Raw genomic sequence first — 21,984 nt, 5'->3', positions numbered from 1 at the left:
CATCATGGCAGCCGCGAGGCGCGTTGTGATGAACCAGCATTTCTCGGCTCTCGACGGCGACAGGCTCGCCAAGCGCAATGCGCTGGTCCTTGCCGGCGCGCAGGCGCTCGGCGGTGCCAATCCGGCGATCGTCGTCTCGCTCGGAGGAATTGTCGGCGCCCAGCTCGTCTCGGACCAGGCTTTCGCGACCGTGCCGGTCAGCCTGCTCCAGCTCGGCATCGCAGCAGGTGTCATTCCGGCCGCCATGGTCATGCGCCGGCTGGGGCGGCGCAGCGGCTACCTGATCGGCGCGCTTGTCGGCGCGGCCGGCGCTAGCATTGCGGCCGGCGGCGTTTCGCTGCGCCTGTTCTGGCTGTTCTGCCTGGGTACCTTCGTCTGTGGACTCTACGGTTCCTTCGTTCAGAGCTATCGCTTCGCCGCGGCTGATACCGCAACCGACGCCTTCAGGCCGCGCGCGATTTCCTGGGTGATGATCGGTGGCCTCGCCGCCGGCGTCATCGGCCCGCAATCGGTCTACTGGACGCGCGACCTGACGCCGTCGGCGCCCTTCGCGGCGAGCTTCATCGCCCAGGGTATGCTCGCACTGATCGCGATCCTGATCGTGTCACGCCTGCGGGCGCCGCCGGTCGCGGCTGTCCGACCGGGCGGTGGGCGCCCGCTCGGCCAGATCATGCGCCAGCCCAAATTCATTGCGTCGGTTACGGCCTCGCTCGTCGCCTACGGCCTGATGAGCTTCGTGATGACCGCCGCGCCGATGGCGATGGTTGCCTGCGGCCATTCGGTCGGTGACGCGACGCTCGGCATCCAGTGGCATGTGCTCGCGATGTTCGGGCCGAGCTTCTTCACAGGCCGCCTGATCGCCCGCTTCGGCAAGGGCACGGTGACCGCCGCCGGGCTCGGCCTGACCGCGTTGGCCGCCGTCGTGGGCCTCACTGGCCTGAGCGTCGGCCATTTCTGGCTGGCTCTGATCCTGCTCGGGGTCGGCTGGAATTTCGGCTTCATCGGCGCGACCGCTCTCGTGACGGATTGCTACCGGCCGGAAGAGCGCGTGAAGGTTCAGGCTGCCAACGATTTCCTCGTCTTCGGCTCGGTCGCCATCGCCTCCTTCTCGTCCGGTGGCCTGCTCAGCCATGGTGGCTGGGATGCCGTGAACTGGCTGGTCTTCCCGCCGGTCGCCGTTGCCCTCATGCTCGTGGCATGGCAGCGCTACCAGCGCCCGGCTACCGTCTGATCCATTGGTCGCCCCCTGATTGGAGCAAACGCATGAACAACCGCGCCTTCCCGCCCGCGACCGGCCATGTTCCGCCCGGCGCCATCGGGCATAACCGCGGTGTCATCAAATCCAACTATGCCTTCATGCCACCGGAGGGCGTGCTGGTCAGCCGCCTGCCGCAATACCGCGATACGATCGTGCGCGTCCTCACCGGGCCGGTCATGGGCGCGGCCTTCGCCCAATATATCCTCGAGATCGCCCCCGGCGGCGGCACGCCAGCCGCCTTCAGCGAGGACGGCATCCAGCATTTCTTCTACGTCCTCTCTGGGGAGGCGCGGATCGCGGTCGCGGGCGGCGCGGCGCAAACGCTCACGCCCGGCGGCTTCGCCTATCTGCCGCCGGCGACCGCCTTCACCTTGCACAACGAATCGGTGGAGGGCATTCGCGTGCTCGCCTTGCGCAAGCGCTACGAGGCCGCACCGGGGCTCGCCATGCCGGAGCCGATCGTCTCCCATCAGGACGCGGTGCCGATCACGAATCACACGGGCATGGAAGGACGGGGCTTCCAGTTCCTGCTGCCCTATGGCGACATGCGCTTCGATTTCGAGATGAACCTGATGTGGTTCAAGCCGGGCGTCTGCTTCCCGGCGGTCGAGACTCATGTGATGGAGCACGGCCTCTACATGCTGGAAGGGCAGGGGCTCTATCTGCTCGGTGCCGACTGGCACGAGATCTGGGAGCGGGATTTCATCTGGATGGGCGGTTTTTGCCCGCAGCAGTTCTATCCGACGGGCTACGGCGACGCCTGTTACCTGCTCTACAAGAACGTCAATCGCGACCTTGCTCTGTGAGCTTTCGCCGATCCGCCTGACATTCGACGAAATTTGTAAGCCGGGGCGTTTGCGCTCCTCGCGGAAACTTGCCACAAATTCGCCTGACACTGGCGACGCGAGGCGGGCCTTTTAGTCTTAGGGCCCGTTTTTTCGCTGCCTGACGTCCAATGCTGCAAAAATGAGGAGCGACAGCGCTCCCGCCGACTGCAAGCTCTAGGGTCAGGAAATCGAATGTCAGCTCTGCTTCTCATCATCATATTGAGTGCGCTTTCCATAGCCTACGGCGTCTGGGCCTATGGCGATGTGATGAAGCGCGATGCCGGCAACCAGCGCATGCAGGAGATTTCCGGTGCGGTCGCCGAAGGCGCGCAGGCCTATCTCAAGCGCCAGTACATGACCATTTCGATGGTCGGCGTCGTGCTTTTCGTCGCGCTCGCCTGGCTGCTCGGCAAATGGGTGGCGATCGGCTTCCTGATTGGCGCGGTGCTCTCGGGCGTCGCCGGCTTCATCGGCATGAACGTCTCTGTGCGCGCCAATGTTCGCACCGCCCAGGCCGCGATGCAGTCGCTGGGCGAGGGGCTCGACGTCGCCTTCAAGGCGGGCGCCGTCACCGGCATGCTCGTCGCCGGCCTCGCGCTGCTCGGCGTCGCCGTTTATTACGGCGTCCTGACCTCCTTCCTCGGCTTCGAGGCTTCCAGCCGCACGGTGATCGATTCGCTGGTGGCGCTCGGCTTCGGCGCTTCGCTGATCTCGATTTTCGCCCGTCTCGGCGGCGGCATCTTCACCAAGGGCGCCGATGTCGGCGCTGACCTCGTCGGCAAGGTCGAGGCCGGCATTCCCGAGGACGATCCGCGCAACCCGGCGACCATCGCCGACAACGTGGGCGACAACGTGGGCGACTGCGCCGGCATGGCCGCCGACCTGTTCGAGACCTATGCGGTGACGCTGGTCGCGACCATGGTGCTCGCGGCGATCTTCTTCGCCGGCCAGCCGGTGCTCGGGACGATGATGCTCTACCCGATGGCGATCGGCGCGGCCTGTATCGTGACCTCGATCATCGGCACCTTCTTCGTGAAGCTCGGCGCCAACCAGTCGATCATGGGCGCGCTCTACAAGGGCTTCATCGCGGCCGGCGTTCTCTCGGTCGGCGCGATCGCCGCCGTGAACTACGTGATGTTCGGCGGCTTCTCGGCCGCCTTCAAGACGGCACAGGGCGTCAGCTTCACCTCGGGCGCGCTCTTCGGCTGCGCGCTGGTCGGCCTTGCCGTCACGCTCTGCATCGTCATCATCACCGAGTACTACACTGGCACGGGCAAGCGCCCGGTGGTCTCGATCGCCCAGGCCTCGGTGACCGGCCACGGCACCAACGTCATCCAGGGCCTCGCGGTATCGCTGGAATCGACGGCGCTGCCGACCATCGTCATCATTGCCGGCATCATCGTCACCTACAGCCTCGCCGGCCTCTTCGGCATCGCCATTGCCACCACGGCCATGCTGGCGCTGGCCGGCGTCGTCGTGGCGCTCGATGCCTTCGGTCCGGTCACTGACAATGCCGGCGGCATCGCCGAAATGGCGGGCCTGCCCAAGGAAGTCCGCCACTCCACCGATGCGCTCGACGCCGTCGGCAACACCACCAAGGCGGTGACCAAGGGCTACGCGATCGGCTCGGCCGGTCTCGGCGCGCTGGTGCTCTTCGCTGCCTATACTTCGGACCTGAACTTCTTCATCTCCGAAGCCAACAAAGCCGGTTCGACGGCTTTCCAGTACTTCAAGGGCGTGACGGTCGATTTCTCGCTGTCCAACCCCTATGTCGTCGTCGGCCTGCTGCTCGGCGGCCTCATCCCCTTCCTCTTCGGCGGCATGGGCATGACGGCGGTCGGGCGCGCGGCGGGCTCCGTCGTCGAGGAAGTGCGCCGGCAGTTCCGCGAGAAGCCCGGCATCATGGAAGGCAAGGACCGGCCCGATTACGGCCGTGCCGTCGACATGCTGACTCGTGCCGCGATCAAGGAAATGGTCGTGCCTTCGCTCCTGCCGGTGCTGGCGCCGATCGTGACCTATTTCGTGATCTACTGGATCGCCGGCAAGAACAACGCCTTCGCGGCCGTCGGCGCCATGCTGATGGGTGTGATCGTCACGGGCATCTTCGTCGCGATCTCGATGACCTCGGGCGGCGGCGCCTGGGACAACGCCAAGAAGAGCTTCGAGGACGGCTTCGTCGACAAGGACGGCGTGCGTCACCTCAAGGGCTCCGAGGCGCACAAGGCCTCGGTGACCGGCGATACCGTCGGCGACCCCTACAAGGACACGGCGGGTCCCGCCGTGAACCCCGCGATCAAGATCACCAACATCATCGCCCTGTTGCTCCTGGCGATCCTGGCGCATTCCTGATCGCAGATATCGACAGTGTATTCCGGACCCGCGGCGAAAGCCGCGGGTCTTTTCAATGGGAGGGAGCCGGGTGAAAGGGCCTTGGTGACAAAGGCTTCCGAGCCTCGCTTGAATCGATCAGGCAAGTCGTTGAATCAAACTGGGAAGCTACGGCCGGGTCCGTAGCGTTCCCGCATGCGCCGGTGATGCCGCGCTGGCATGGTCCCGCCAATCTCTGGAGGAATCATGTCCACCCGAACGTTCGATCAATCCACCGCCACGCCCAACCGCGCCGTGGAACTCACGCTCCTGCTGGTACTGGCTGGGCTCTGGGGCGGCTCCTACACCTTCATCAAAATCGGCGTGGAGACGATCCCGCCGCTGACCCTGATCGCCGCGCGAACGCTGATCGCCGGCCTTGTCCTGCTCGTCGTTATCCGCTGGCGCGGCCTGCGCCTGCCACGCGATCTCGCGACATGGCGGCAGTTCCTGATCCAGGCCTGCCTCAACAGCGTCGTGCCCTTCACCCTGATCGCCTGGGCCGAGCGCAGCGTCGATGCCGGGCTGGCGACGATCCTGAGCTCGACCAGCCCGATCTTCGTCGTCCTGCTGTCCTGCCTTTCGGCTTCCGTCGAGCGCCTGCCGGGCCTGCGCCTCGCCGGCATCGCGGCAGGCATTGCCGGGACCATCCTGATCGTTGGAACGCAGGCGATGGCGGGCTTCGGCGAGCAGCTCTGGGCGCAGCTTGCGCTGGTCGCGGCCAGCGTCTGCTATGGCGGGGCGGCGCTGTTCGGGCGCAGCTTCAAAGGGTTCGATCCGATCATGCCGGCAGTGGGTTCGCTGCTCTGCGGGGCGTTCGTCCTGCTGCCGCTCAGCCTGTTGCTGGACCGGCCGTGGGCCCTGTCACCCTCGGTCCAGTCGATCCAGGCGCTGATCGCCTTGTCGCTTGTCTCGACCGCGCTGGCCTTTGTGATCTATTTCCGGCTGATCGCGCGGCTGGGCCCGGTCGCGACGACCTCGGTCGCGTATCTGCGTGTTCCGACAGGCGTGCTGATCGGTATGACCTTTCTGGGGGAGGCGCTGGCGCCGACCGCGTGGGCCGGGCTGGGCCTCGTGCTCGCCGGGGTCATGGCCATGACATTGCCGCTGCGCGCGCGGGGAGCGACGGCCCGACCATAAGCGACAGTGTCGAACAGAAAAAAGCCCGCGGCGGGTGCCGCGGGCCTTTCAGCGATCGTTTGAAAGGCGTTCCGCTCAGGAGCCAAGCGGGTTGAACTTGGTGACGCCCTTGAACAGGTTGCGCAGGAAGCTCTGTTCTTCGCCGCCCGTCGGGGTCGTGCGGCTGATGAAGTCGAAGATCACGCCGTCCTGCAGGCCGTAATGGGCGATGCGCTCGACCTTGAAGCTCTTGTTGAAATAAATCACCAGCACCTGCTGGTCGATGATCGTTGGATCCTGGAACTGGAACCGGCGGCGCATCGTCTGGCTGATATAGTAGAAGGTGCGGTTGCCGACCGTCGAGGTTGTCGAGGGCGTGCCGAGTGTCGTCAGCACCGCCTGTACGTCCATGCCGACCCTGACCTGCGCGATCAGCGCGTCGTCCATCACGAAGCCGCGCTTGAATTCCTCGTTGATGCCGGTGGAGGTCGGCAGGACGAAGCCCCCTGCATCGGGGCCGCAGCCGGCCAGCGCAAGGGAGGTGGTCGCAAGGGCTCCGAGCAGAGCCGTGCGGCGGGTGATCTGGGTCATGCGGGCACGATCCGAAAGGCGAGCACGGTCGGGACGATCCCAAGCCGCTTGTCAAAAGGGTAAGGGTTGGCGTAACGCCCGAGGATGGCTTTGGCAAGGCGAGGACGCCCCGGGGCGACAGCGGGCGGGAGCAGACAGGTGATTTTCGGGTTGTTCGGCAAGCGCGCCAATCAGCGCTCCCCTGTGGACACGCTGTTCGCGCGGGTCGCCGAAGCCTCGCGCCTGCCAGCGCTCTACATCGAGGGCGGCATTCCCGACAGCTTCGAGGGCCGCTTCGAATCGCTGACATTGCATGTTTTCCTGGTGCTGCGGCGCTTGCGCGACTTGCCGTCGCCCGCGGCCGAACTGGCGCAGGAATTCATCGATGCCTGTTTCGCCTATCTCGAACTCGGTTTCCGCAACGGTGGTGTCAGCGATATCGCCGTACCCAAGAAGATGAAGAAGATCGGCCAGATGTTCTACGGCCGCGTGCAGGCCTATGAAGCCGCATTGGCGGCTCCCGGCCTGGAGGCTCTCGCCGAGGCTCTGGGGCGCAATGCCTGCGCGCCTGCGGCCGCGCCGTCGCTCGCTGCCTATATGCGAGCTGCGCAGGAGCGACTCGCCTCTGCCGATCTCGACGGCATCTTGAACCGGGAAGGCCTCTTCCCGGCCCTCTCGGTCCCGGAGGCCGCTCATGACGCATGATCACCTGCCGGCTCCGCCGCTGAGGCACCCGATCCGCGTCGAGGCGATCCGCCCGCGCGGCACCGAGGTCGTGGTCGTGGCCGGCACGGAGCAGTTGCCCGCCATCGCCGCGCTGCTCGGCCTCGTCTCCATCGAAGCGCTGGAAGCGCGTTACACGCTGACGCGCAATGGCGAGCGCGTGAAGCTCGACGGCAGAATCGCAGCGCGGCTTCACCAGGCCTGCATCGTGACGCTCGATCCGTTCCCGGTGCGGCTCGACGTACCCGTCCAGCTCGACTTCGCCCCCGAGGATGAGGTCGCTGCCTTCGCGCGGCGCAACGACCGGGACGATGTCGAGATCGATATCGAGGTGCGGCTGAACGAGGACGACCCGCCCGAGCCCGTCATCGACGGGGTGATCGATCTCGGCGGCGTCACACTGGAGTTCCTGGCTTTGGCGCTCGATCCCTATCCGCGCAAGCCCGGCGCCAGTTTCGAGTCGTCGGCGGGTGACACCGGCATGGAATCGCCCTTCGCGGCCCTAGCAAAATTGAAACGCGGTGACTGAACCGCATTCCGGCCCTTGCGCAGCTTGCGGCGAAGGCTCAAACCGCTATTGTCCGGCCGGCACCAAGCCGTCCCGGATCGAAGGTCGGCCATTTCCGGGATACGCCAGAACTCCATGACAAGACCGGTTACAATCGCGCTCGATGCGATGGGCGGGGACCACGGCCCTTCCGTCGTCATTCCCGGCGCAGCCCTGATGCTCGAGCGTCGCCCGGACGCCCGCTTCGTGATCTTCGGCGACGAGAAGCAGGTGCTGCCGCTGATCGACCAGCACCCGAAGCTCAAGGCCGTCACCACCTTTCACCACACCGAAGTCTCGGTGAAGATGGACGACAAGCCGAGCCAAGCCTTGCGCTACGGCCGCTACAAATCCTCGATGTGGCGCGCCATCGACGCGACCAAGACCGGGGAAGCGGATGTCACCGTCTCGGCCGGCAATACCGGCGCGCTGATGGCGATGTCGAAATTCTGCCTGAAATCGATGCCGCAGGTCGACCGGCCGGCGCTCGCCGGCCTGTGGCCGACGGCCCGCGGCGAGAGCATCGTGCTCGATCTCGGTGCCACCATCGGCGCGGATGCGCGCCATCTCGTCGATCTCGCGGTGATGGGCGCCGCCATGGCCCGCGTCGTGCTCGATCTCGACCGGCCGACGGTCGGCCTGCTCAATGTCGGCGTCGAGGAGATCAAGGGCGTCGAGGCAGTCAAGGAAGCCGGCCGCATTCTGCGCGAGAGCAACCTGCCGCATCTGGCCTATCACGGCTTCGTCGAGGGCGATGATCTCGGCAAGGGCACGGTCGACGTCGTGGTGACCGAGGGCTTCACCGGCAATATCGCGCTCAAAACCGCCGAAGGCACCGCCAAGCAGATCGCCGAATATCTGCGCGCCGCGATGGGCCGTTCGCTGATGTCGAAAATCGGCTATCTCTTTGCCCGCGGTGCCTTCGCGGCGCTGAAGGACAAGCTCGATCCGCGCAAGTCGAATGGCGGCGTGTTCCTCGGTCTGGAGGGCATCGTCGTCAAGAGCCATGGCGGCACGGATGCGATCGGCTTCGCCAGCGCCGCCGAACTCGGCTATGAAATGGCACGCGAGGACCTGATGGCGAAGGTCCGCGAGATGGTCGCCGCGAGCACGCGCCCGGAGCTGACGGCCGCGCAGCCCGCCGAGACCGAGTAAGGAACAAGCTCCTTGTCCATCCTGCGCTCTCAAGTCGTCGGCTGCGGCTCCTATCTGCCCGCGCGCATCGTCACCAATGCCGAGCTGGCGGCGCGCGTGGATACCAGTGACGAGTGGATCGTCCAGCGCACGGGCATCCGCCAGCGCCATGTCGCGGCCGATGACGAACCGACATCCATCGTCGGGCTCAAGGCGGCGCAGGCGGCGATCACGGATGCCGGCATCGACCCATCGGAGATCGATCTGATCATCGTCGCGACGGCGACGCCGGATCACACCTTTCCAGCGACCGCGACGCAGATCCAGGCGGCGCTCGGCATCACTGGCGGCGCGGCCTTCGACGTGCAGGCGGTCTGCTCCGGCTTCGTCTTCGCGCTGGCGACGGCCGACAAGTTCCTGACCACCGGAAGCGCCCGTGCCGCCCTGGTGATCGGCGCCGAAACTTTCTCGCGCATTCTCGATTGGGAGGACCGCGCCACCTGCGTGCTGTTCGGCGACGGCGCCGGCGCCGTGGTGCTGAAGGCCGTGCCGGGCGAGGGGACGCTGGCCGATCGCGGCATCCTCACCACGCATATCCGCTCGGATGGCCGCTACAAGGACAAGCTCTATGTCGATGGCGGCGCCGGCTCGACCAAGACGGTCGGGTTCCTGCGCATGGAGGGCAAGGAGGTCTTCCGCCATGCCGTCACCAACCTTGCCGATACGGTGCGCCACACCTTCGAGCAGACCGGCCTGTCCGGCTCCGATATCGACTGGTTCGTGCCGCATCAGGCCAATCGGCGCATCATCGACGCCACCGCCGATAAGCTCGGCATCAGCCATGATCGCGTCGTCGTCACGGTCGATCGTCACGGCAACACTTCCGCGGCTTCCATCCCGCTCGCCCTGGCCGAGGCTCATGCCGATGGTCGTATCAAGCCCGGGCAGCTCGTCCTGGTCGAGGCGATGGGCGGCGGCTTCACCTGGGGTTCGGCCTTGATCCGCTGGTGACGTCGCGGCAGGTAATTCGCGAAAATTGTCATGAATCATCGCCATTTCGGGTCGAATCTGGCTTAAGCCGGCACAATCGCGGTGCTTGAGGATTGACCCGCGCGACGGGGGCGCCTAGCGTCCGCCGTCCGTAATGGCGAAGGGCCGGCGGTTGCCGCCGCTGCCCGCAATACGCCTTGGAGGATATGAATGGCGGGGCAAACGGTCACTCGTGCGGACCTGTGCGAGGCTGTCTACCAGAAAATCGGCTTGTCGCGGACGGAGTCGTCGAAGCTCGTCGAAGCAGTGCTCGACGAGATCTGCGATGCGGTCGCACGCGGCGAGAATGTGAAGCTCTCCTCGTTCGGCTCATTCGTCGTGCGAGACAAGGGCGAGCGAATCGGGCGTAATCCGAAAACTGGCGTTGAGGTGCCCATCGAGCCGCGTCGCGTGATGGTGTTCAAGCCTTCGAACGTGATGAAGGCCCGCATCAACGGGCAGACGGATGAGGGTGAGACTGAGTGAATCTGGAGTTCCACGCCGGCGATAGCGAGGCCGAATTGGACACCAAGAGCCCAGATGCCTTCCGGACCATCAGCGAGGTCGCCGAAGACCTCGACATACCCCAGCACGTGCTGCGCTTCTGGGAAACCCGCTTCAACCAGATCAAGCCGCTGAAGCGCGGTGGCGGACGCCGCTACTACCGGCCTGACGACGTCGCCCTGCTCAAGGGCATCCGGCGCCTGCTCTACGGCGAAGGCTATACGATCAAGGGTCTCCAGCGCATCCTGAAAGAGCAGGGGCCGCGCCATGTCCAGGCGATCGGCCGCGGCGCGCCGATCGGCGCCATGAGCGGTGCTGCCGCTCCGGCGGCTGGGCCGGGCATCCCCGCGGCGGTATCGGACGATTTCGCCGAAGGCGCGGCCGGGCGGCCGCAGCCTTCCCGGCAGCCCGTTCCCGAAGGCCTCGACGACATCTCGATCCTGACGGCGGTGATGAAGGAGCTCGGTGAATGCCGGCGCATCCTCGAACAGGCTTTGCAGCCGACTCCTGACGCCGCCTGACCCCGGCTTGCTCCCGTGCAGGCGCGGCGTCGGTTGCTCGCGCGCCCCAGCCCTGGCTTTACAGACCAGGGCAACACGTCCTGTTTCCGGCGCGTACTGCCACGTCGCATTCCGGGGCGCCGGCATGGCTTGGCTCTATCTGTTCGTCGTCGGCATCGTCGGGCTCGAACTGGCCTCAGCCTGACGGTTCGACTTTAGCTGCGCCGCCAGGATTCGGGCCAATAGCCACCGCGCTCCAGCAGCACGATCAGCACGACGACGGCGAGCGTGACCAGTATGGTCCTGAGTTTGGCGTTCCAGGGTACGCCGCGGCCGATGAGCCAGATCAGGCTGAGGCCGATGATCAGGGGGATGACGATCTCCATGACGCGAACCTAGCCTGCACTCGGGTTGCGCTGCAATCGCCGGCCGGGCTCGCGAGGCTCTCCGGAGATGGCGGCCCGTCGGGAGTCACGGCCGGAGCGTTTCCGACGATGGGCCCCGCGGCCTCAAATCGCCGCCGAGCGGTCGATCACCTTCGACCAGCGGCTTCAACCGCCCGAGCTCGACCGCCAGGAAATCGAGGAAAAGCCGGACCCGCGGCGTATGGCGCATGTCCGGATGGGTCAGCAGCCAGAGATCGGCGGCAAGGTCGGGGTTCGGCTCGGCCAGACGTCGCAGGGCCGGCCGCGTGTCTCCGATGAAGCAGGGCAGGAAACCGACGCCGATCCCGGCCTCGACGGCTTCGGCGAGGCCGAGAACGGTGTTGAGCCGGTAGATGACACGCTCCGGGGCGACATGGCGCGCGAGATAACGCACCGCGCTCAGCATGGTGAATTGGTCGCCGAGCGAGACCCAGCGATGCTCCCACAGGCTCTCGTGCGAAGGCAGCTCCGCTTCCGGAAAATCGTCGGCGCGCCCGTAGAGCGCCCAGGCGATCCGGGCGGCCTTGCGGCCGACCAGCGTCTCCGGCGGATTGTCGGTGGCCCGGATCGCGACATCGGCATCGCGCTTTGAAAGGTTGGCGGCCTGGTTGCCGATCAGGACATCGAGCCGGATATCGGGACATTGCCCGAGGAAGCGGGCGAAGAGCGGCGTCAGCAGGTCGACCAGCAGGGAGTCGTTTGTGGCCACCCGCAACTCACCGGCTGGCTTGATCTCCTGTCCGGCGAGCTTGCGGGCGAAGGCAGTGATGTCGTCGTCGACGCGGGCGGCGAGCTGGATCATCTCCTCGCCGGCCGGCGTCGCGACATAGCCGCTGCGATGGCGCTCGAACAGGCGGGTGCCGAGCGTCTCCTCGATCTGGCCGAGGCGCCGGAAAACCGTGGAGTGATTGACGCCGAGCGCCGCCGCTGCCGCCGGCAGCGCTCGTTTGTCGGCGATCGCCTTGATCAGGCGGAAATCGTCCCAGGCCAATGGCTTCGCGGCTTGATTCATCCGCTCACTCTCGGCCAAGGCGCGTGCCCCTTCAAGGCGGGTTCGCGTCACGCCAGGGCCGGCTTGGTGGCGGCCGGGGAGCGCGAGCCGATGACGGCAAGCGCGCCGTCGCCGATCAGGACATGCGCGAAGGCGGTCAAAGCGAGGAAGGCCGGATATTCCCAGCCGCCGTTCGGCGCATTGAACACCCAGCCGTTGCCGGCGTGGACGGAGAGCGCACCGAGCAGGATCGGGATCAGCGCCAGCGAGACCAGGCGGCCGTGGAAGCCCACGAGGATGGCGATGCCGCCGATGAGTTCGGCCAGCATGATCGGCCAGGCGAGGAAGCCGGGCAGCCCGACCTGTCCGAGGAAGCCGGTGAAGCCGGCCGGCGTGAAGATCACGAGCTTGAGATAGGCATGGGCGATGAACATCAGGCCGAGCGCGATGCGCAGGCCGAGAGCGCCGTAAGGCGCGAAGCGATTGTCGATCATGGCGATGTCTCCTGAAACGGGACCGGTTGGCCTCGGCCCAGAAGGTCGGGGAGATTGTTCCGCAAATCAAATTGTCAATTGGCGTTCGATACATTGCATCAATGCAATGAAATGCCTCTGGCGCTCGGCGGCCTTCATGCCGATCTTCCGGCCAACGGGGCGAATGAGTGCCCATCACGATCAGGTCACGGAGGACCCAGCCATGCAGATCAACGGCCTTCACCACGTCACCGCCATCTCCGGCCCGGCGCGCCGCAATCTCGACTTCTACAGCCGGGTGCTCGGCCTGCGTCTCGTCAAGAAGACCGTCAATTTTGACGATCCCGGCACCTATCACCTCTATTTCGGTGATGCGGCTGCCGCGCCCGGCTCGATCCTGACCTTCTTTCCGTGGGAGCATGCCGCTCCCGGCCGCCTCGGCGTCGGCGAGACGCAGGAGACGGTCTTCCGGGTTCCGGAAGGTTCGATTGGCTTCTGGGCGCATCGTTTCGTCGAGCAGGGCGTGCCGCACGAGGTCCCGGTCAAGCGCTTCGGCGAGACCGTGCTGAGCTTCCGAGATCCGGACGGCATGAGGCTCGCGCTCGTCGGCCTGCCCGGCGTCGAGAAGGAGCCGGCCTGGACCGAGGGCGGCATTCCGGCCGAGCACGGGCTGCGTGGCTTCCACAGCGTCAGCCTGCTGCTGGCCGAGGCCGCGCCGACGGGGGCGATCCTGAGCGACGTCTTCGGTTTCACGGAGATCGGGCGTGAGGGCACGCTGATCCGCTATGCCGCGAAGGGCACGGCGATCGGCGGGGTGATCGACCTGCGCGTCGCCGGCGGTTTCCTGCCGCCCCGGCAGGGCGCGGGCTCGGTCCACCATATCGCTTTCCGGGCAGCGAACGACGCTGCGCAGGAGGAAATGGTGCGCCGTCTCGTCGAGAACCATGGCCTTCGCACCACGGAACAGCGTGACCGGAACTATTTCCGTTCGGTCTATTTCCGTGAGCCCGGCCATGTCCTGTTCGAAATCGCGACCGACATCCCCGGCTTCGCGATCGACGAACCCGCCGCCGAACTCGGCCGCGCTCTGAAGCTGCCGCCGCAGTACGAGGCGCATCGCAAGGAGATCGAGGCGGTACTGCCCGATCTCGGCTGATGAACCCTGCCGCCCGCCGTCCAGGCGAGCGGCAGGGGTGACACCGCAACGCCTTGCCTGCTTGTCGAAAGGGGCGGGGCGGTTCTGCTTGATGAAGGGAGATGATTATGACCGCCACGACCGTCGCTGCCGACTTCATCCATGTCTTCGAGCCTGGCAGTGAGCCGGCTCGCCGTCCGTTGCTGCTGCTGCACGGGACCGGCGGCGACGAGCGCGATCTCCTCTCGCTCGGCCATACCGTCGCGCCCGGGGCGAGCCTGCTCTCGCCGCGCGGCAAGATTCTGGAAGGCTCGGCGTCACGCTTCTTCCGTCGCCTCGCCGAAGGCGTCTTCGACGAGGCTGATCTCAAGCGGCGCACGGACGAGCTGGCGGAGTTCGTGCTGTGGGCGCAGGAGCGCTATGGCCTGCCGGCGCCGATCGCGCTCGGCTTCTCCAACGGCGCGAACATCGCGGCAGCCCTGCTGCTGCAGCGCCCCGACATCCTTGCCGGCGCCGCACTCTTGCGCGCGATGGTGCCCTTTGCCGAGCCACCCCGCGCCGATCTCGCCGGCAAGCCCGTGCTGATCCTGTCGGGTGCGTTCGATCCGATCGTGCCGAAAGCCAGTGCCGAGAGGCTGGCGTGGCAACTCGGCGAGAACGGGGCTGTCGTGGAACACCGTGTGCTGCCGGCGGGGCATGGGCTGGGACAGGCGGATATCGGCCTGCTCGGCGATTGGCTGGCCCGCCACTGACCGCAGTGGCATCGCGGAGAAAAACGCCGCGGTGCCGCTTGCGCTACTGGTCGATGAGAGGCATCAGCACGGCCATCGTCACGGCCAGAAGCATGAGCACGCGCAGCAGAATCGCCCGCTGGCTCGGAACCGGCATGTCCACCGACCGCGACACGGCACGCATCCTCGACCTCCCGCTCGACGCTACGTCAGGGGATCGTGAAGGCTGACGTAACGTCTGGCAAGCCGGGCCGAGATGCCGGGCAGTGGACAACTTCTGTTGTTTCCGATCCGTGCGCACGAACGGGGTCGACGAGAGCAGCGGCCTCTTTCCGCTAAGCCTTGGTCAGGACGCTCCCGACCGGGTCCGCCACGATGACGCGGCGCGCCTTGCTGGCCTGCTCGGCCATCAGGGCCTCGTCGACCCTGTGGCGATATTCGGCCCAGGAGCCCAGGCTCAATCCGCAATTGGCGCAGGCGACGATGCTGGCATCGCTGAGCGTGTGCGGAATCGAGACGCCCGGCGAGCCGCAATCCTCGCAATGGAACCAGTCCTGCTTCAACGCGATACCGTCCGTGCTCATGGTTGACGCTGCGGCAACTTCCGTGCCGCGCGGCCATGAAGGGGCATCGCAGATGACCACAAGCTGAATATGGGCGGCAGAATCCGGAAAAATGGCTACTCGACGGCCGGGACCAGGTCGCGGCGGTCGGTCCCTGCGGCTCTCTCGGCCTCGTGATTGATCGAGACCAAGCGTAAGGCGGGGCGGCCGTCCGGCCGCACTGAAGCAATATTCTTCTGGCTGGCTGCGGCACGACGAATCTGGGCCCGCCGCGCAATGAGCGACATCTGATGCTTGTGTTTCATGATGGAGTTATCCGGAGCCGCACTTTCATCATCGTATCGAGGCAAGTGTTCGTGCAGCCCCCATTTGGGGTATCTGCGTCCAAAGGCCGACCGGTCGCCCGGATCAGATCGCGAGCAGGAGGATCAGTACCGCTGCCCCGTTGATTGCGGACAGCAGCCAATGCGGCACGGTGGTGCCGATCACGGTCGCGGAATGTTCGTCCTGATCGAGCATGAGCCCCTCACCCGATCTTCGGACGAGAGCGCAGTTCAGGCGTTGGCGCATCCCCCATTTGGGTGAAACTCGGAGAAACCGTGCGGACGGCTCCCCATCACCGGAACAAGGGCTGGCTCAGCGCTTCCGGCGCGAACCGGATAGCCGTTGCCATGCGAGGAGATTGTTCATGACCATCTTGAAGCGCATTGCATCTGCGCCGCCCCGCCACTATAAGCCGAGCCGTCGGAGCGTAGCGCAGCCCGGTTAGCGCACTTGTCTGGGGGACAAGGGGTCGGAGGTTCGAATCCTCTCGCTCCGACCATAAATCCTAAAAAATCAAATGCTTGGGAAACCCGCCCGCCATCAACGATGATGGGCTGGAACGTGCTCGGCGCCGTTCCGCGAAGCTGGAAAGGTTGAGGATAGATTCGCCGCCGGGTTTCCGGCGGCGCTGCCGAGCCTGCCTTGTCGACGTTCCGGTGGGAGAGCGTGATTAACTGTCGTTAAACCTTGCCGTTGCGGCCCTGCGCTCCCGCAGCCACTGTCGGCGGGGCGTGCTGGGCGCAGCGGTGGAGGCGATCATGGCAATGCCGGGTCTCGCGATCGGGGGGGCGGAGCCGGAGCGCCGGGCAATGGCGCAGCCGGCCGGATCGCTCGCCGGCTTCTTTGGGGAGATCAAGCCCGACTGGCATTCGCAATGGGCCTGGGACCACTACGAGGCGACCATCCTCGGGCTGGCGCATCGGTTCGGCCTGCGCTGCGTCTGCGAGATCGGCGGCGGACGCGATCCGCTGTTCACCCCGGAGCAGGCTGTCCGTAACGGCATCGATCTCATCGTCAACGACATCGATGCCGGCGAACTGGCTCTGGCCGCGCGCGGGCTCGAGACCGCGCGCTTCGATATCGCGGGCGACCTTTCTGAGCCCGATGTCCGGCGCGGCGGCTACGACATGATGGTGTCGCGCATGGTCTTCGAACATGTCGACGGAGTCGAGCGGGCCTGGCGCAACACCCATGAGTTGCTGGCGCCCGGCGGCGTGGCGCTGGCCTTTTTCCCGACGCTATGGGCCCCCGTCTTCGCACTGAATCATGTCCTGCCGGAGAGGGTTTCGCATGCCATCGTGCACGCGTTGTTCCCGGCGCGGCGCGATGGTGGCGGCGATCCGAAATTTCCCGCTCTGTATGACTGGTGTCGGGGCGATCCGGCCGTGCTGGAGCCGATGTTGAAGCGGGCAGGCTTCGCCGAGACGCATGTGCAGCGTTTCTGGGGACATGGCTATTTCGATCGGATGCCCGGCCTGAAGCAGATGGATCACCTCTTCAACGCTTTGGCGGCGCGGATCGGCTGGAATTTCGTGACGACCCACGCCTATGTCGTGGTGCGCAAGGGCAGGGGCTGAAGCGATGCGCCTGCCGCCTTGCTCTCCGGTCCAAGAGCCGCGAGCCCCCAGACAAGGCCCATCATCAGATAGAGATGGCGCCAATGATCGCTGTCGATCTGGAGGCCCTGCAGGATGGTGACGAAGAGAACGGACCAGATCGCGATGGCGTGCAGTTGGGTCGGTTCCCGCCGGAAGACCAGCCGCCAGCCGACATAGCAGGTCGCGACCATCAGGCAGAGCCAGGATACCCCGCCGAGCCAGCCATAGGAGGCGAAGGCATTGATGTAGACGTTGTGCGGGTCGGCCTGGTTGAAATGCCAGCGAAAGCGCAGCGGCCCGAAGCCGTTCGGCGCCTCCAGCAGCATCGGAATGGCACGCCACTGGTTACCGAAGCGGCCAGTGACGCCCTCGTCGTAGTCCTGCACCAGGCTGGCGCGCATTTCGAAGACGGCACGGACCTCCTCGAAGGACAGTGCAACCAGCAGCGCCGCGATCACGGCGGCGAGTGCGGCCGCCGACATCGCGACGATCCGCGCCCGCGCGGCCGTGTTGGGCGCCGTCAGGAAAGTGAGGGCGATCATCACGGCGGTAGAGGCGACGAGAACGCCCCAGGCGCCGCGGGAGAAGGTGAAGAACAGCGCGACAAGCGGGATGCTGAGCGTGAGCAGTCCCCGGATGATGCCGATCTGCCCGGTCAGAATGCGTTGGAGCACATAGACGATCGGCAGGGCCAGGTAGGGGCCGAGCACGTTCGGATCCTTGAACGTGCCCGCGGCGCGGCCGTAAAGCGTGAAGATTTCGCCGAGCCCGGCGATGTCGAAATAGCCGAGCAGACCCGCGAAGCCCGCGATCCATGCGGCGAACAGATAGCCCTGGCGCAAAGTTTCGAGCCGTCCGCCGGCGTCCTGCGACATGATGCCGGCGACGAAGATCGCTGTGATCATCAGATAGACCGAGACGGCGGTGAAGCGCACCGAGGCGCTTTCGTCCATCCAGGGAATGAGCGAGACGATACCGCCGATATTGTAGCCGAGCAGCAGCAGAGCGAGCGGCAGGAGCTTTTGTGAGAAGCGGATGCCGGTGAGCGCAAAAACGAACACCACCAGCAGGAAGACGACCTCATAGGGCGAGGGCTCGATCAGCGCGATCCCGCTCGAGGCGGCCAGCAGCCAGAGCGCGCCGCGTTTGATCGCGGCATAGGAAACAGCCAGGCGCTGTGCCGGCCTTTCCTGCGGCGTATCGTGCGCCAGCGTGCTCAATAGGCGTTCTCGTTCTTGGTCAGCAGCGAGAATGGCGTCTTCAGCAGGATGTAGAGGTCCAGTAGCACGGACCAGTTCTCGATATAGTAGAGGTCGTGCTCGACGCGCCGCTGGATCTTCTCGTCGGTATCGGTCTCGCCGCGCCAACCGTTGATCTGGGCCCAGCCGGTGATGCCAGGCTTGACCTTGTGGCGCGCGAAATAGCCGTCCACCACCTGCTCGTAGGCGCGGTTAGACGTCTTGGCATGGATGGCATGCGGACGTGGGCCGACCAGAGAGAGGTCGCCCTTGAAAACCACGTTCAGGAGTTGCGGCAGCTCGTCGATCGAGGTCTTGCGGATGAAGCGGCCGACGCGGGTCACGCGCGGATCGTCCTTGGTGACCTGCTTGGCCGCGGCATGGTCGGCCATGTCGTTGCGCAGCGAGCGGAACTTCAGAACGCCGACGGTCTCGTTGTTGAAGCCGTAGCGTTTCTGGCGGAAAAAGACCGGCCCGCTGGAATCGAGCTTGATCGCGATCGCCGTCGCCAGCATCACCGGCGAGAGGGCGATCAGCGCGAGCGTTCCGGCGACCTTGTCGAACACCCATTTGACGACGATGTCCCAGTCGGCGATCGGACGGTCGAAGACATCGAGGACCGGGACGGCGCCGAAGTAGGAATAGGAGCGCGGCCGCAGGCGCAGTTTCGACATATGGGCGGATAGGCGGATGTCGATCGGCAGCACCCAGAGCTTGCGCAGCATGGTCAGAAGCCGCGCCTCGGCCGAGATCGGCAAGGTGAAGATGACGAGGTCGAGCTTGGTGCGGCGCGCGAATTCGACAAGATCGTCGATCGTGCCGAGTTTGGGGTAGCCGGCGACGAGATCGGGCGAGCGCTCGTCGTTGCGGTCGTCGAACACGCCGCAGATGCGCAGGCCCGTATCCTTCTGGCTTTCCAGGGCGCGGATCAGGGCCTCGCCCGCTTCGCCGCCGCCGACGATCGCCGTGCGCCGCTCCAGCCGGCCGGTGCGGGTGAGATGGCGCACGCCCGTCGTCATGATCAGGCGGCCGGCGAGCAGGGCGCCGGCACCGGAGAAGTAGAACCCCACCAGCCAGACGCGTGAAACCTGGTCGCCGATCTTCAGGAAGAAGAAGGTCGCAAGCGCCACCAGGAAAAGCATGGTCCAGCCGGCGACCAGCCTGACGGCACTCCCGATGAAATGGCGCAGCGCGCCGATCGGATAGAGCTGCAACGTCTGGAAGAGCGTCAGCGAGCCGAGAGCCAGCGCGCCGACCGTAACCTGATAGGGCAGCGTGTATTCGACCTTGCCGGCGGCATAGAGCCAGTAGATCAGTCCACCCGTGCCGAGCACGGCGATCAGGTCGAGCAGCCGGGCCACGCCTTCGATCATCACCGGGGAGAGTGTCGGCTTGACGGGGATGGCCGCGATCCGCTCGGCCAGCGGGTGGAAGCGCCGTGTCTGCTCCTTCTCGGTCCCGCCGAACATGGCTGGCGTTGCCGAGGCGGCCGCGTCCGCCTTCATCATATCGCGGACGTCGAAAGTCCCCATGGCCCTCCACCCTCAACTCGGAGCGCCGCGCCGGGGGGCGGCGCTCCCGGTTCGGCTCTATCCGAAATTGCTCACGGAACGCTTAATCGGACCCCTCGCTGTTTCGGTGGATTCGCAAGCCTTCAAGGCATGGCGGCGGCTCCTGCCGACCCCCGTTATGCTCCGCGAAAACGCGATAGCGAAAAAGTTGATTTTATCTTGGTCGGCCAGTGATTTGGCACAGGTCCGCCTTGGCCTGAAAAGCTTCGATTTCCCGCAAGTGGTTGTTATTGCAAGTGATCGCGAGTTGACAGATTGGGCTGGTCCGGGCATATTGGCTTTCGATGAGTGTCTGAGAAGCATATAACGCTCAAGAAGGGCGCCGCGCCTCGACAGGTATTTTTCCTGTGGCGTCGGTTGCTGGAGCAAAGCTCCGGCTCAGTCTTCTTTTCGGATCTGTCGATTTAAAACTCTAACGATTGCTTGGCTGTCCCTGCGTCGCACCTGTGACGTTCAGCGCCGGCTTCGCCCGTGTGCAACATGTCTTTTCATTGGTTGGTTCTGCTCGCGGCCATCGCCGTCGAGATCGTCGCGACGGCGGCGCTGAAGTCGGCCGTCTCCACCTCATGGCTCGTCGGCACATTGCCGCTGGTCCTGATCGGCTTCTCTTTCATCCTGCTCAGCATCGCGCTGCGCGTCATCCCGATGGCGGTCGCTTATGCCGTCTGGGAAGGTCTCGGCATCATCGGCATCGCGCTGATCGGGCATATGCTCTTCGGCGAGCATCTGACGGCTGCCCGTGCGGCTGGCCTGGCCGCGATTCTGGCCGGTATCCTCCTCATCGAGAATGGGGTGGTGCATGAACGCAGCGAGGATCACGGGAGGCTCGCGTGAATGCCTCCTTCGTGCAGGCTGCACCGTTTCTCTGGCTCCTGCTTGCCGTCACGCTCGAAATCGGCGGCACCTATCTGCTCAAGCTCTCTGACGGCATGACCCACCGGGTGATGGGTGGTGGCGGTATTGCCCTCGTCATGGGCGCCTTCGCGGCGCTTGCCCAGGCGATCGAGGGCATGGACCTTTCGGTTGCCTATGCGGTCTGGGGCGGAGCGGGACTGGTGATCACGGCGATCATCGGCGCGCTGGTCTTCGGTCAGCGGATCAGGCCGGCGGGCTGGCTCGGCATCCTGCTCGTGGTTGTCGGCGTTGTCGCGCTGAAGATGGTTTGAGCCACGGGCTTCAGGAAATGCCGCGCGCCGTCAACGCGACGCGATAGCCGGCGATGACGCCGTCGATCATGTCGCCCAGGCGGAAATTCTGCCGGACGTGACCGGCGAGATCCGCTGCCTGAGCGAGGCGCTCGGCCTGAGACATCTCCAGCATGGCCTGGATCGCCCCGGCCAGAATCGTCGGATCGTTCGCGGGGATCAGGCGATCGCGGTGGTTGGGGCCGTAGATTTCGCCGATGCCGCCGACATCGGTCGAGATCAAGGGCTGCGCGGCTGCCGCCGCTTCCAGGATGACATAGGGCAGGGATTCGGCGCGTGACGGGATGACCATCGCGCGTGCGCGCGCCAACGCCTTGCGGATCGGCGCCGGCGGCTCGAAGACGCATTGGCCGGCAATGCCGCGCTCGTGCGTCAACTGTTTCAATTCGTCTTCGTCCGGCCCCGAGCCGATGACGAGAATCCGCGGCGTCAGGCCGTTCCGGCGGCGCAGCAGCGCCAGCGCATCGATCAGGGTGTCCACGCCCTTGGCCGAGCGCAGTTCCCCCAGATAGAGCAGATCGAACTCCGAGGCCCCATGGTCGACGGGCTCGAACTCGGCATCGGAGACGCCGTTGAGCACGATCCGATGGTCCGTGCGCGGCATGTGGCCGATATGGGCCTCGAAGCGGCCGGCGATGAAACCGCTCTCGAACAGGAACATGTCGGTCGCGCCTTCGAGCAGGCGTTCGACGCTCATGTAGACTTTATGCTCCGCGCTGCCGGGCTTGTAATTGAAGCTGCCGCCATGCGGCGTATAGGCGGTGACATAGCCTCGACGGGGCGAAAACAGTGCGGGGATGCGGCCATAGACTCCGCCTTTGGAGCCGTGGCAATGCACCACGTCCGGGGCGAGGCGCCGGCGTAGCGATATCTCCGAGAGCTGCGCCCTGAGATCGGTGCCGCTCGGGTAACGCGACATCGGCACCCGCGTCACGCCAAGCGCCAACCGGCCGGCGAGTTCGCGAAAGACTTCGTCGGCCCGCGCCCCGCCGGTGCTGGAATCACAGAAGATGCCGACATCGTGCCCGCGCTCGGCCTGGCCGCGCGCCACGTCGAGGACATGTCTGAACAGCCCGCCGATCGGTGCACGGAAGACATGCAGGATCTTCAGGGGGCGGGCGGCGATGCTCTCCGTCATGGCGCGCGCTGCGA

Annotated in this window: 23 protein-coding genes and 1 tRNA gene; 16 read left to right on the top strand and 8 right to left on the bottom strand. The window is 65.7% G+C overall.

What is annotated here, in order from left to right; genetic code table 11:
• The first annotated feature begins 28 nt into the window (after nucleotides 1-28).
• From J0I42_RS00415 to J0I42_RS00400, 4 genes are all read left to right on the top strand, one after another.
• Nucleotides 29-1,231, top strand: a complete 1,203-nt coding sequence (locus J0I42_RS00415; RefSeq protein ID WP_291651678.1) for an MFS transporter — start codon at nucleotides 29-31, stop codon at nucleotides 1,229-1,231.
• A gap of 32 nt (nucleotides 1,232-1,263) precedes the next feature.
• Nucleotides 1,264-2,064, top strand: coding sequence for a (S)-ureidoglycine aminohydrolase (gene allE, locus J0I42_RS00410; protein WP_291651677.1), 801 nt, complete (start codon nucleotides 1,264-1,266; stop codon nucleotides 2,062-2,064).
• A 213-nt stretch (nucleotides 2,065-2,277) separates the two neighbouring features.
• Complete coding sequence (locus J0I42_RS00405; RefSeq protein ID WP_291651676.1) at nucleotides 2,278-4,434, top strand: sodium-translocating pyrophosphatase; 2,157 nt, start codon at nucleotides 2,278-2,280, stop codon at nucleotides 4,432-4,434.
• A 225-nt stretch (nucleotides 4,435-4,659) separates the two neighbouring features.
• A complete protein-coding gene (locus tag J0I42_RS00400; RefSeq protein WP_291651674.1) occupies nucleotides 4,660-5,592 on the top strand; it encodes a DMT family transporter in 933 nt (310 codons plus the stop codon).
• Between the two features lie 75 nt (nucleotides 5,593-5,667).
• On the opposite strand, the gene J0I42_RS00395 is transcribed toward J0I42_RS00400, so the two are convergent.
• Nucleotides 5,668-6,162: an outer membrane protein assembly factor BamE gene (locus J0I42_RS00395; protein ID WP_291651672.1), complete on the bottom strand. Its 495-nt coding sequence runs from the start codon at nucleotides 6,160-6,162 to the stop codon at nucleotides 5,668-5,670.
• Nucleotides 6,163-6,300: 138 nt separating this feature from the next.
• On the opposite strand from J0I42_RS00395, the gene J0I42_RS00390 reads away from it, so the two are divergent.
• The 6 genes from J0I42_RS00390 to J0I42_RS00365 all read left to right on the top strand — a co-directional run bounded on the left by J0I42_RS00390 (nucleotide 6,301) and on the right by J0I42_RS00365 (nucleotide 10,599).
• The gene (locus J0I42_RS00390) at nucleotides 6,301-6,846 is read left to right on the top strand and encodes a ubiquinol-cytochrome C chaperone family protein (protein WP_291651670.1); all 546 of its coding nucleotides are present in this window, start codon (nucleotides 6,301-6,303) and stop codon (nucleotides 6,844-6,846) included.
• The gene (locus J0I42_RS00385; protein WP_291651668.1) at nucleotides 6,836-7,393 is read left to right on the top strand and encodes a YceD family protein; all 558 of its coding nucleotides are present in this window, start codon (nucleotides 6,836-6,838) and stop codon (nucleotides 7,391-7,393) included. Before J0I42_RS00390 ends, J0I42_RS00385 begins: the two co-directional genes overlap by 11 nt.
• Nucleotides 7,394-7,507: 114 nt before the next feature.
• Entirely contained in the window at nucleotides 7,508-8,566 is a 1,059-nt protein-coding gene (plsX, locus tag J0I42_RS00380; protein WP_291651666.1) for a phosphate acyltransferase PlsX, read from the top strand.
• A 12-nt stretch (nucleotides 8,567-8,578) separates the two neighbouring features.
• Complete coding sequence (locus J0I42_RS00375) at nucleotides 8,579-9,556, top strand: beta-ketoacyl-ACP synthase III (RefSeq protein WP_291651664.1); 978 nt, start codon at nucleotides 8,579-8,581, stop codon at nucleotides 9,554-9,556.
• A gap of 189 nt (nucleotides 9,557-9,745) precedes the next feature.
• On the top strand, nucleotides 9,746-10,060 hold the full coding sequence (locus J0I42_RS00370) for an integration host factor subunit alpha (protein ID WP_291651662.1): 315 nt from the start codon (nucleotides 9,746-9,748) through the stop codon (nucleotides 10,058-10,060).
• Nucleotides 10,057-10,599, top strand: a complete 543-nt coding sequence (locus J0I42_RS00365; protein WP_291651660.1) for a MerR family transcriptional regulator — start codon at nucleotides 10,057-10,059, stop codon at nucleotides 10,597-10,599. The genes J0I42_RS00370 and J0I42_RS00365 overlap by 4 nt, the downstream gene beginning before the upstream one ends.
• 194 nt (nucleotides 10,600-10,793) lie before the next feature.
• On the opposite strand, the gene J0I42_RS00360 is transcribed toward J0I42_RS00365, so the two are convergent.
• The 3 genes from J0I42_RS00360 to J0I42_RS00350 form a co-directional block, all read right to left on the bottom strand.
• Entirely contained in the window at nucleotides 10,794-10,964 is a 171-nt protein-coding gene (locus tag J0I42_RS00360; RefSeq protein WP_291651657.1) for a hypothetical protein, read from the bottom strand.
• An 85-nt stretch (nucleotides 10,965-11,049) separates the two neighbouring features.
• Nucleotides 11,050-12,015, bottom strand: coding sequence for a LysR family transcriptional regulator (locus J0I42_RS00355; RefSeq protein WP_291651655.1), 966 nt, complete (start codon nucleotides 12,013-12,015; stop codon nucleotides 11,050-11,052).
• Nucleotides 12,016-12,062: 47 nt separating this feature from the next.
• On the bottom strand, nucleotides 12,063-12,488 hold the full coding sequence (locus tag J0I42_RS00350) for a DoxX family protein (protein ID WP_291651653.1): 426 nt from the start codon (nucleotides 12,486-12,488) through the stop codon (nucleotides 12,063-12,065).
• 202 nt (nucleotides 12,489-12,690) lie between these two features.
• Between J0I42_RS00350 and J0I42_RS00345 the strand changes: the two genes are divergently transcribed.
• Nucleotides 12,691-13,623, top strand: a complete 933-nt coding sequence (locus tag J0I42_RS00345) for a ring-cleaving dioxygenase (RefSeq protein WP_291651651.1) — start codon at nucleotides 12,691-12,693, stop codon at nucleotides 13,621-13,623.
• 107 nt (nucleotides 13,624-13,730) lie between these two features.
• A complete protein-coding gene (locus J0I42_RS00340; protein ID WP_291651649.1) occupies nucleotides 13,731-14,354 on the top strand; it encodes an alpha/beta hydrolase in 624 nt (207 codons plus the stop codon).
• A gap of 314 nt (nucleotides 14,355-14,668) precedes the next feature.
• On the opposite strand, the gene J0I42_RS00335 is transcribed toward J0I42_RS00340, so the two are convergent.
• A complete protein-coding gene (locus tag J0I42_RS00335; protein ID WP_291651647.1) occupies nucleotides 14,669-14,917 on the bottom strand; it encodes a hypothetical protein in 249 nt (82 codons plus the stop codon).
• A gap of 724 nt (nucleotides 14,918-15,641) precedes the next feature.
• Here J0I42_RS00335 and J0I42_RS00330 point away from each other — a divergent pair.
• Together J0I42_RS00330 and J0I42_RS00325 are read left to right on the top strand one after the other, a co-directional pair.
• A tRNA-Pro gene (locus tag J0I42_RS00330) sits at nucleotides 15,642-15,719 on the top strand.
• A 259-nt stretch (nucleotides 15,720-15,978) separates the two neighbouring features.
• On the top strand, nucleotides 15,979-16,797 hold the full coding sequence (locus tag J0I42_RS00325; protein WP_291651645.1) for a class I SAM-dependent methyltransferase: 819 nt from the start codon (nucleotides 15,979-15,981) through the stop codon (nucleotides 16,795-16,797).
• Here J0I42_RS00325 and J0I42_RS00320 read toward each other — a convergent pair.
• Nucleotides 16,767-18,038 (bottom strand): O-antigen ligase family protein, encoded by a 1,272-nt coding sequence (locus J0I42_RS00320; RefSeq protein ID WP_291651642.1) that lies wholly within the window; start codon nucleotides 18,036-18,038, stop codon nucleotides 16,767-16,769. The two genes, J0I42_RS00325 and J0I42_RS00320, sit on opposite strands and share 31 nt — an antisense overlap.
• Entirely contained in the window at nucleotides 18,035-19,588 is a 1,554-nt protein-coding gene (locus J0I42_RS00315) for an undecaprenyl-phosphate glucose phosphotransferase (RefSeq protein WP_291651640.1), read from the bottom strand. The genes J0I42_RS00320 and J0I42_RS00315 overlap by 4 nt, the downstream gene beginning before the upstream one ends.
• Nucleotides 19,589-20,107: 519 nt before the next feature.
• Between J0I42_RS00315 and J0I42_RS00310 the strand changes: the two genes are divergently transcribed.
• Nucleotides 20,108-20,461, top strand: coding sequence for a DMT family transporter (locus J0I42_RS00310; RefSeq protein ID WP_291651639.1), 354 nt, complete (start codon nucleotides 20,108-20,110; stop codon nucleotides 20,459-20,461).
• Nucleotides 20,458-20,793 (top strand): SMR family transporter, encoded by a 336-nt coding sequence (locus J0I42_RS00305; protein ID WP_291651638.1) that lies wholly within the window; start codon nucleotides 20,458-20,460, stop codon nucleotides 20,791-20,793. The genes J0I42_RS00310 and J0I42_RS00305 overlap by 4 nt, the downstream gene beginning before the upstream one ends.
• 10 nt (nucleotides 20,794-20,803) lie before the next feature.
• Here J0I42_RS00305 and J0I42_RS00300 read toward each other — a convergent pair whose 3' ends face one another.
• Entirely contained in the window at nucleotides 20,804-21,970 is a 1,167-nt protein-coding gene (locus tag J0I42_RS00300) for a glycosyltransferase family 4 protein (RefSeq protein WP_291651636.1), read from the bottom strand.
• Between the last annotated feature and the right edge of the window lie 14 nt (nucleotides 21,971-21,984).

This window comes from Allobosea sp., from assembly GCF_017308015.1.
Taxonomy (GTDB): domain Bacteria; phylum Pseudomonadota; class Alphaproteobacteria; order Rhizobiales; family Beijerinckiaceae; genus Allobosea.
This window is presented reverse-complemented; position numbering and strand designations above follow the sequence as displayed.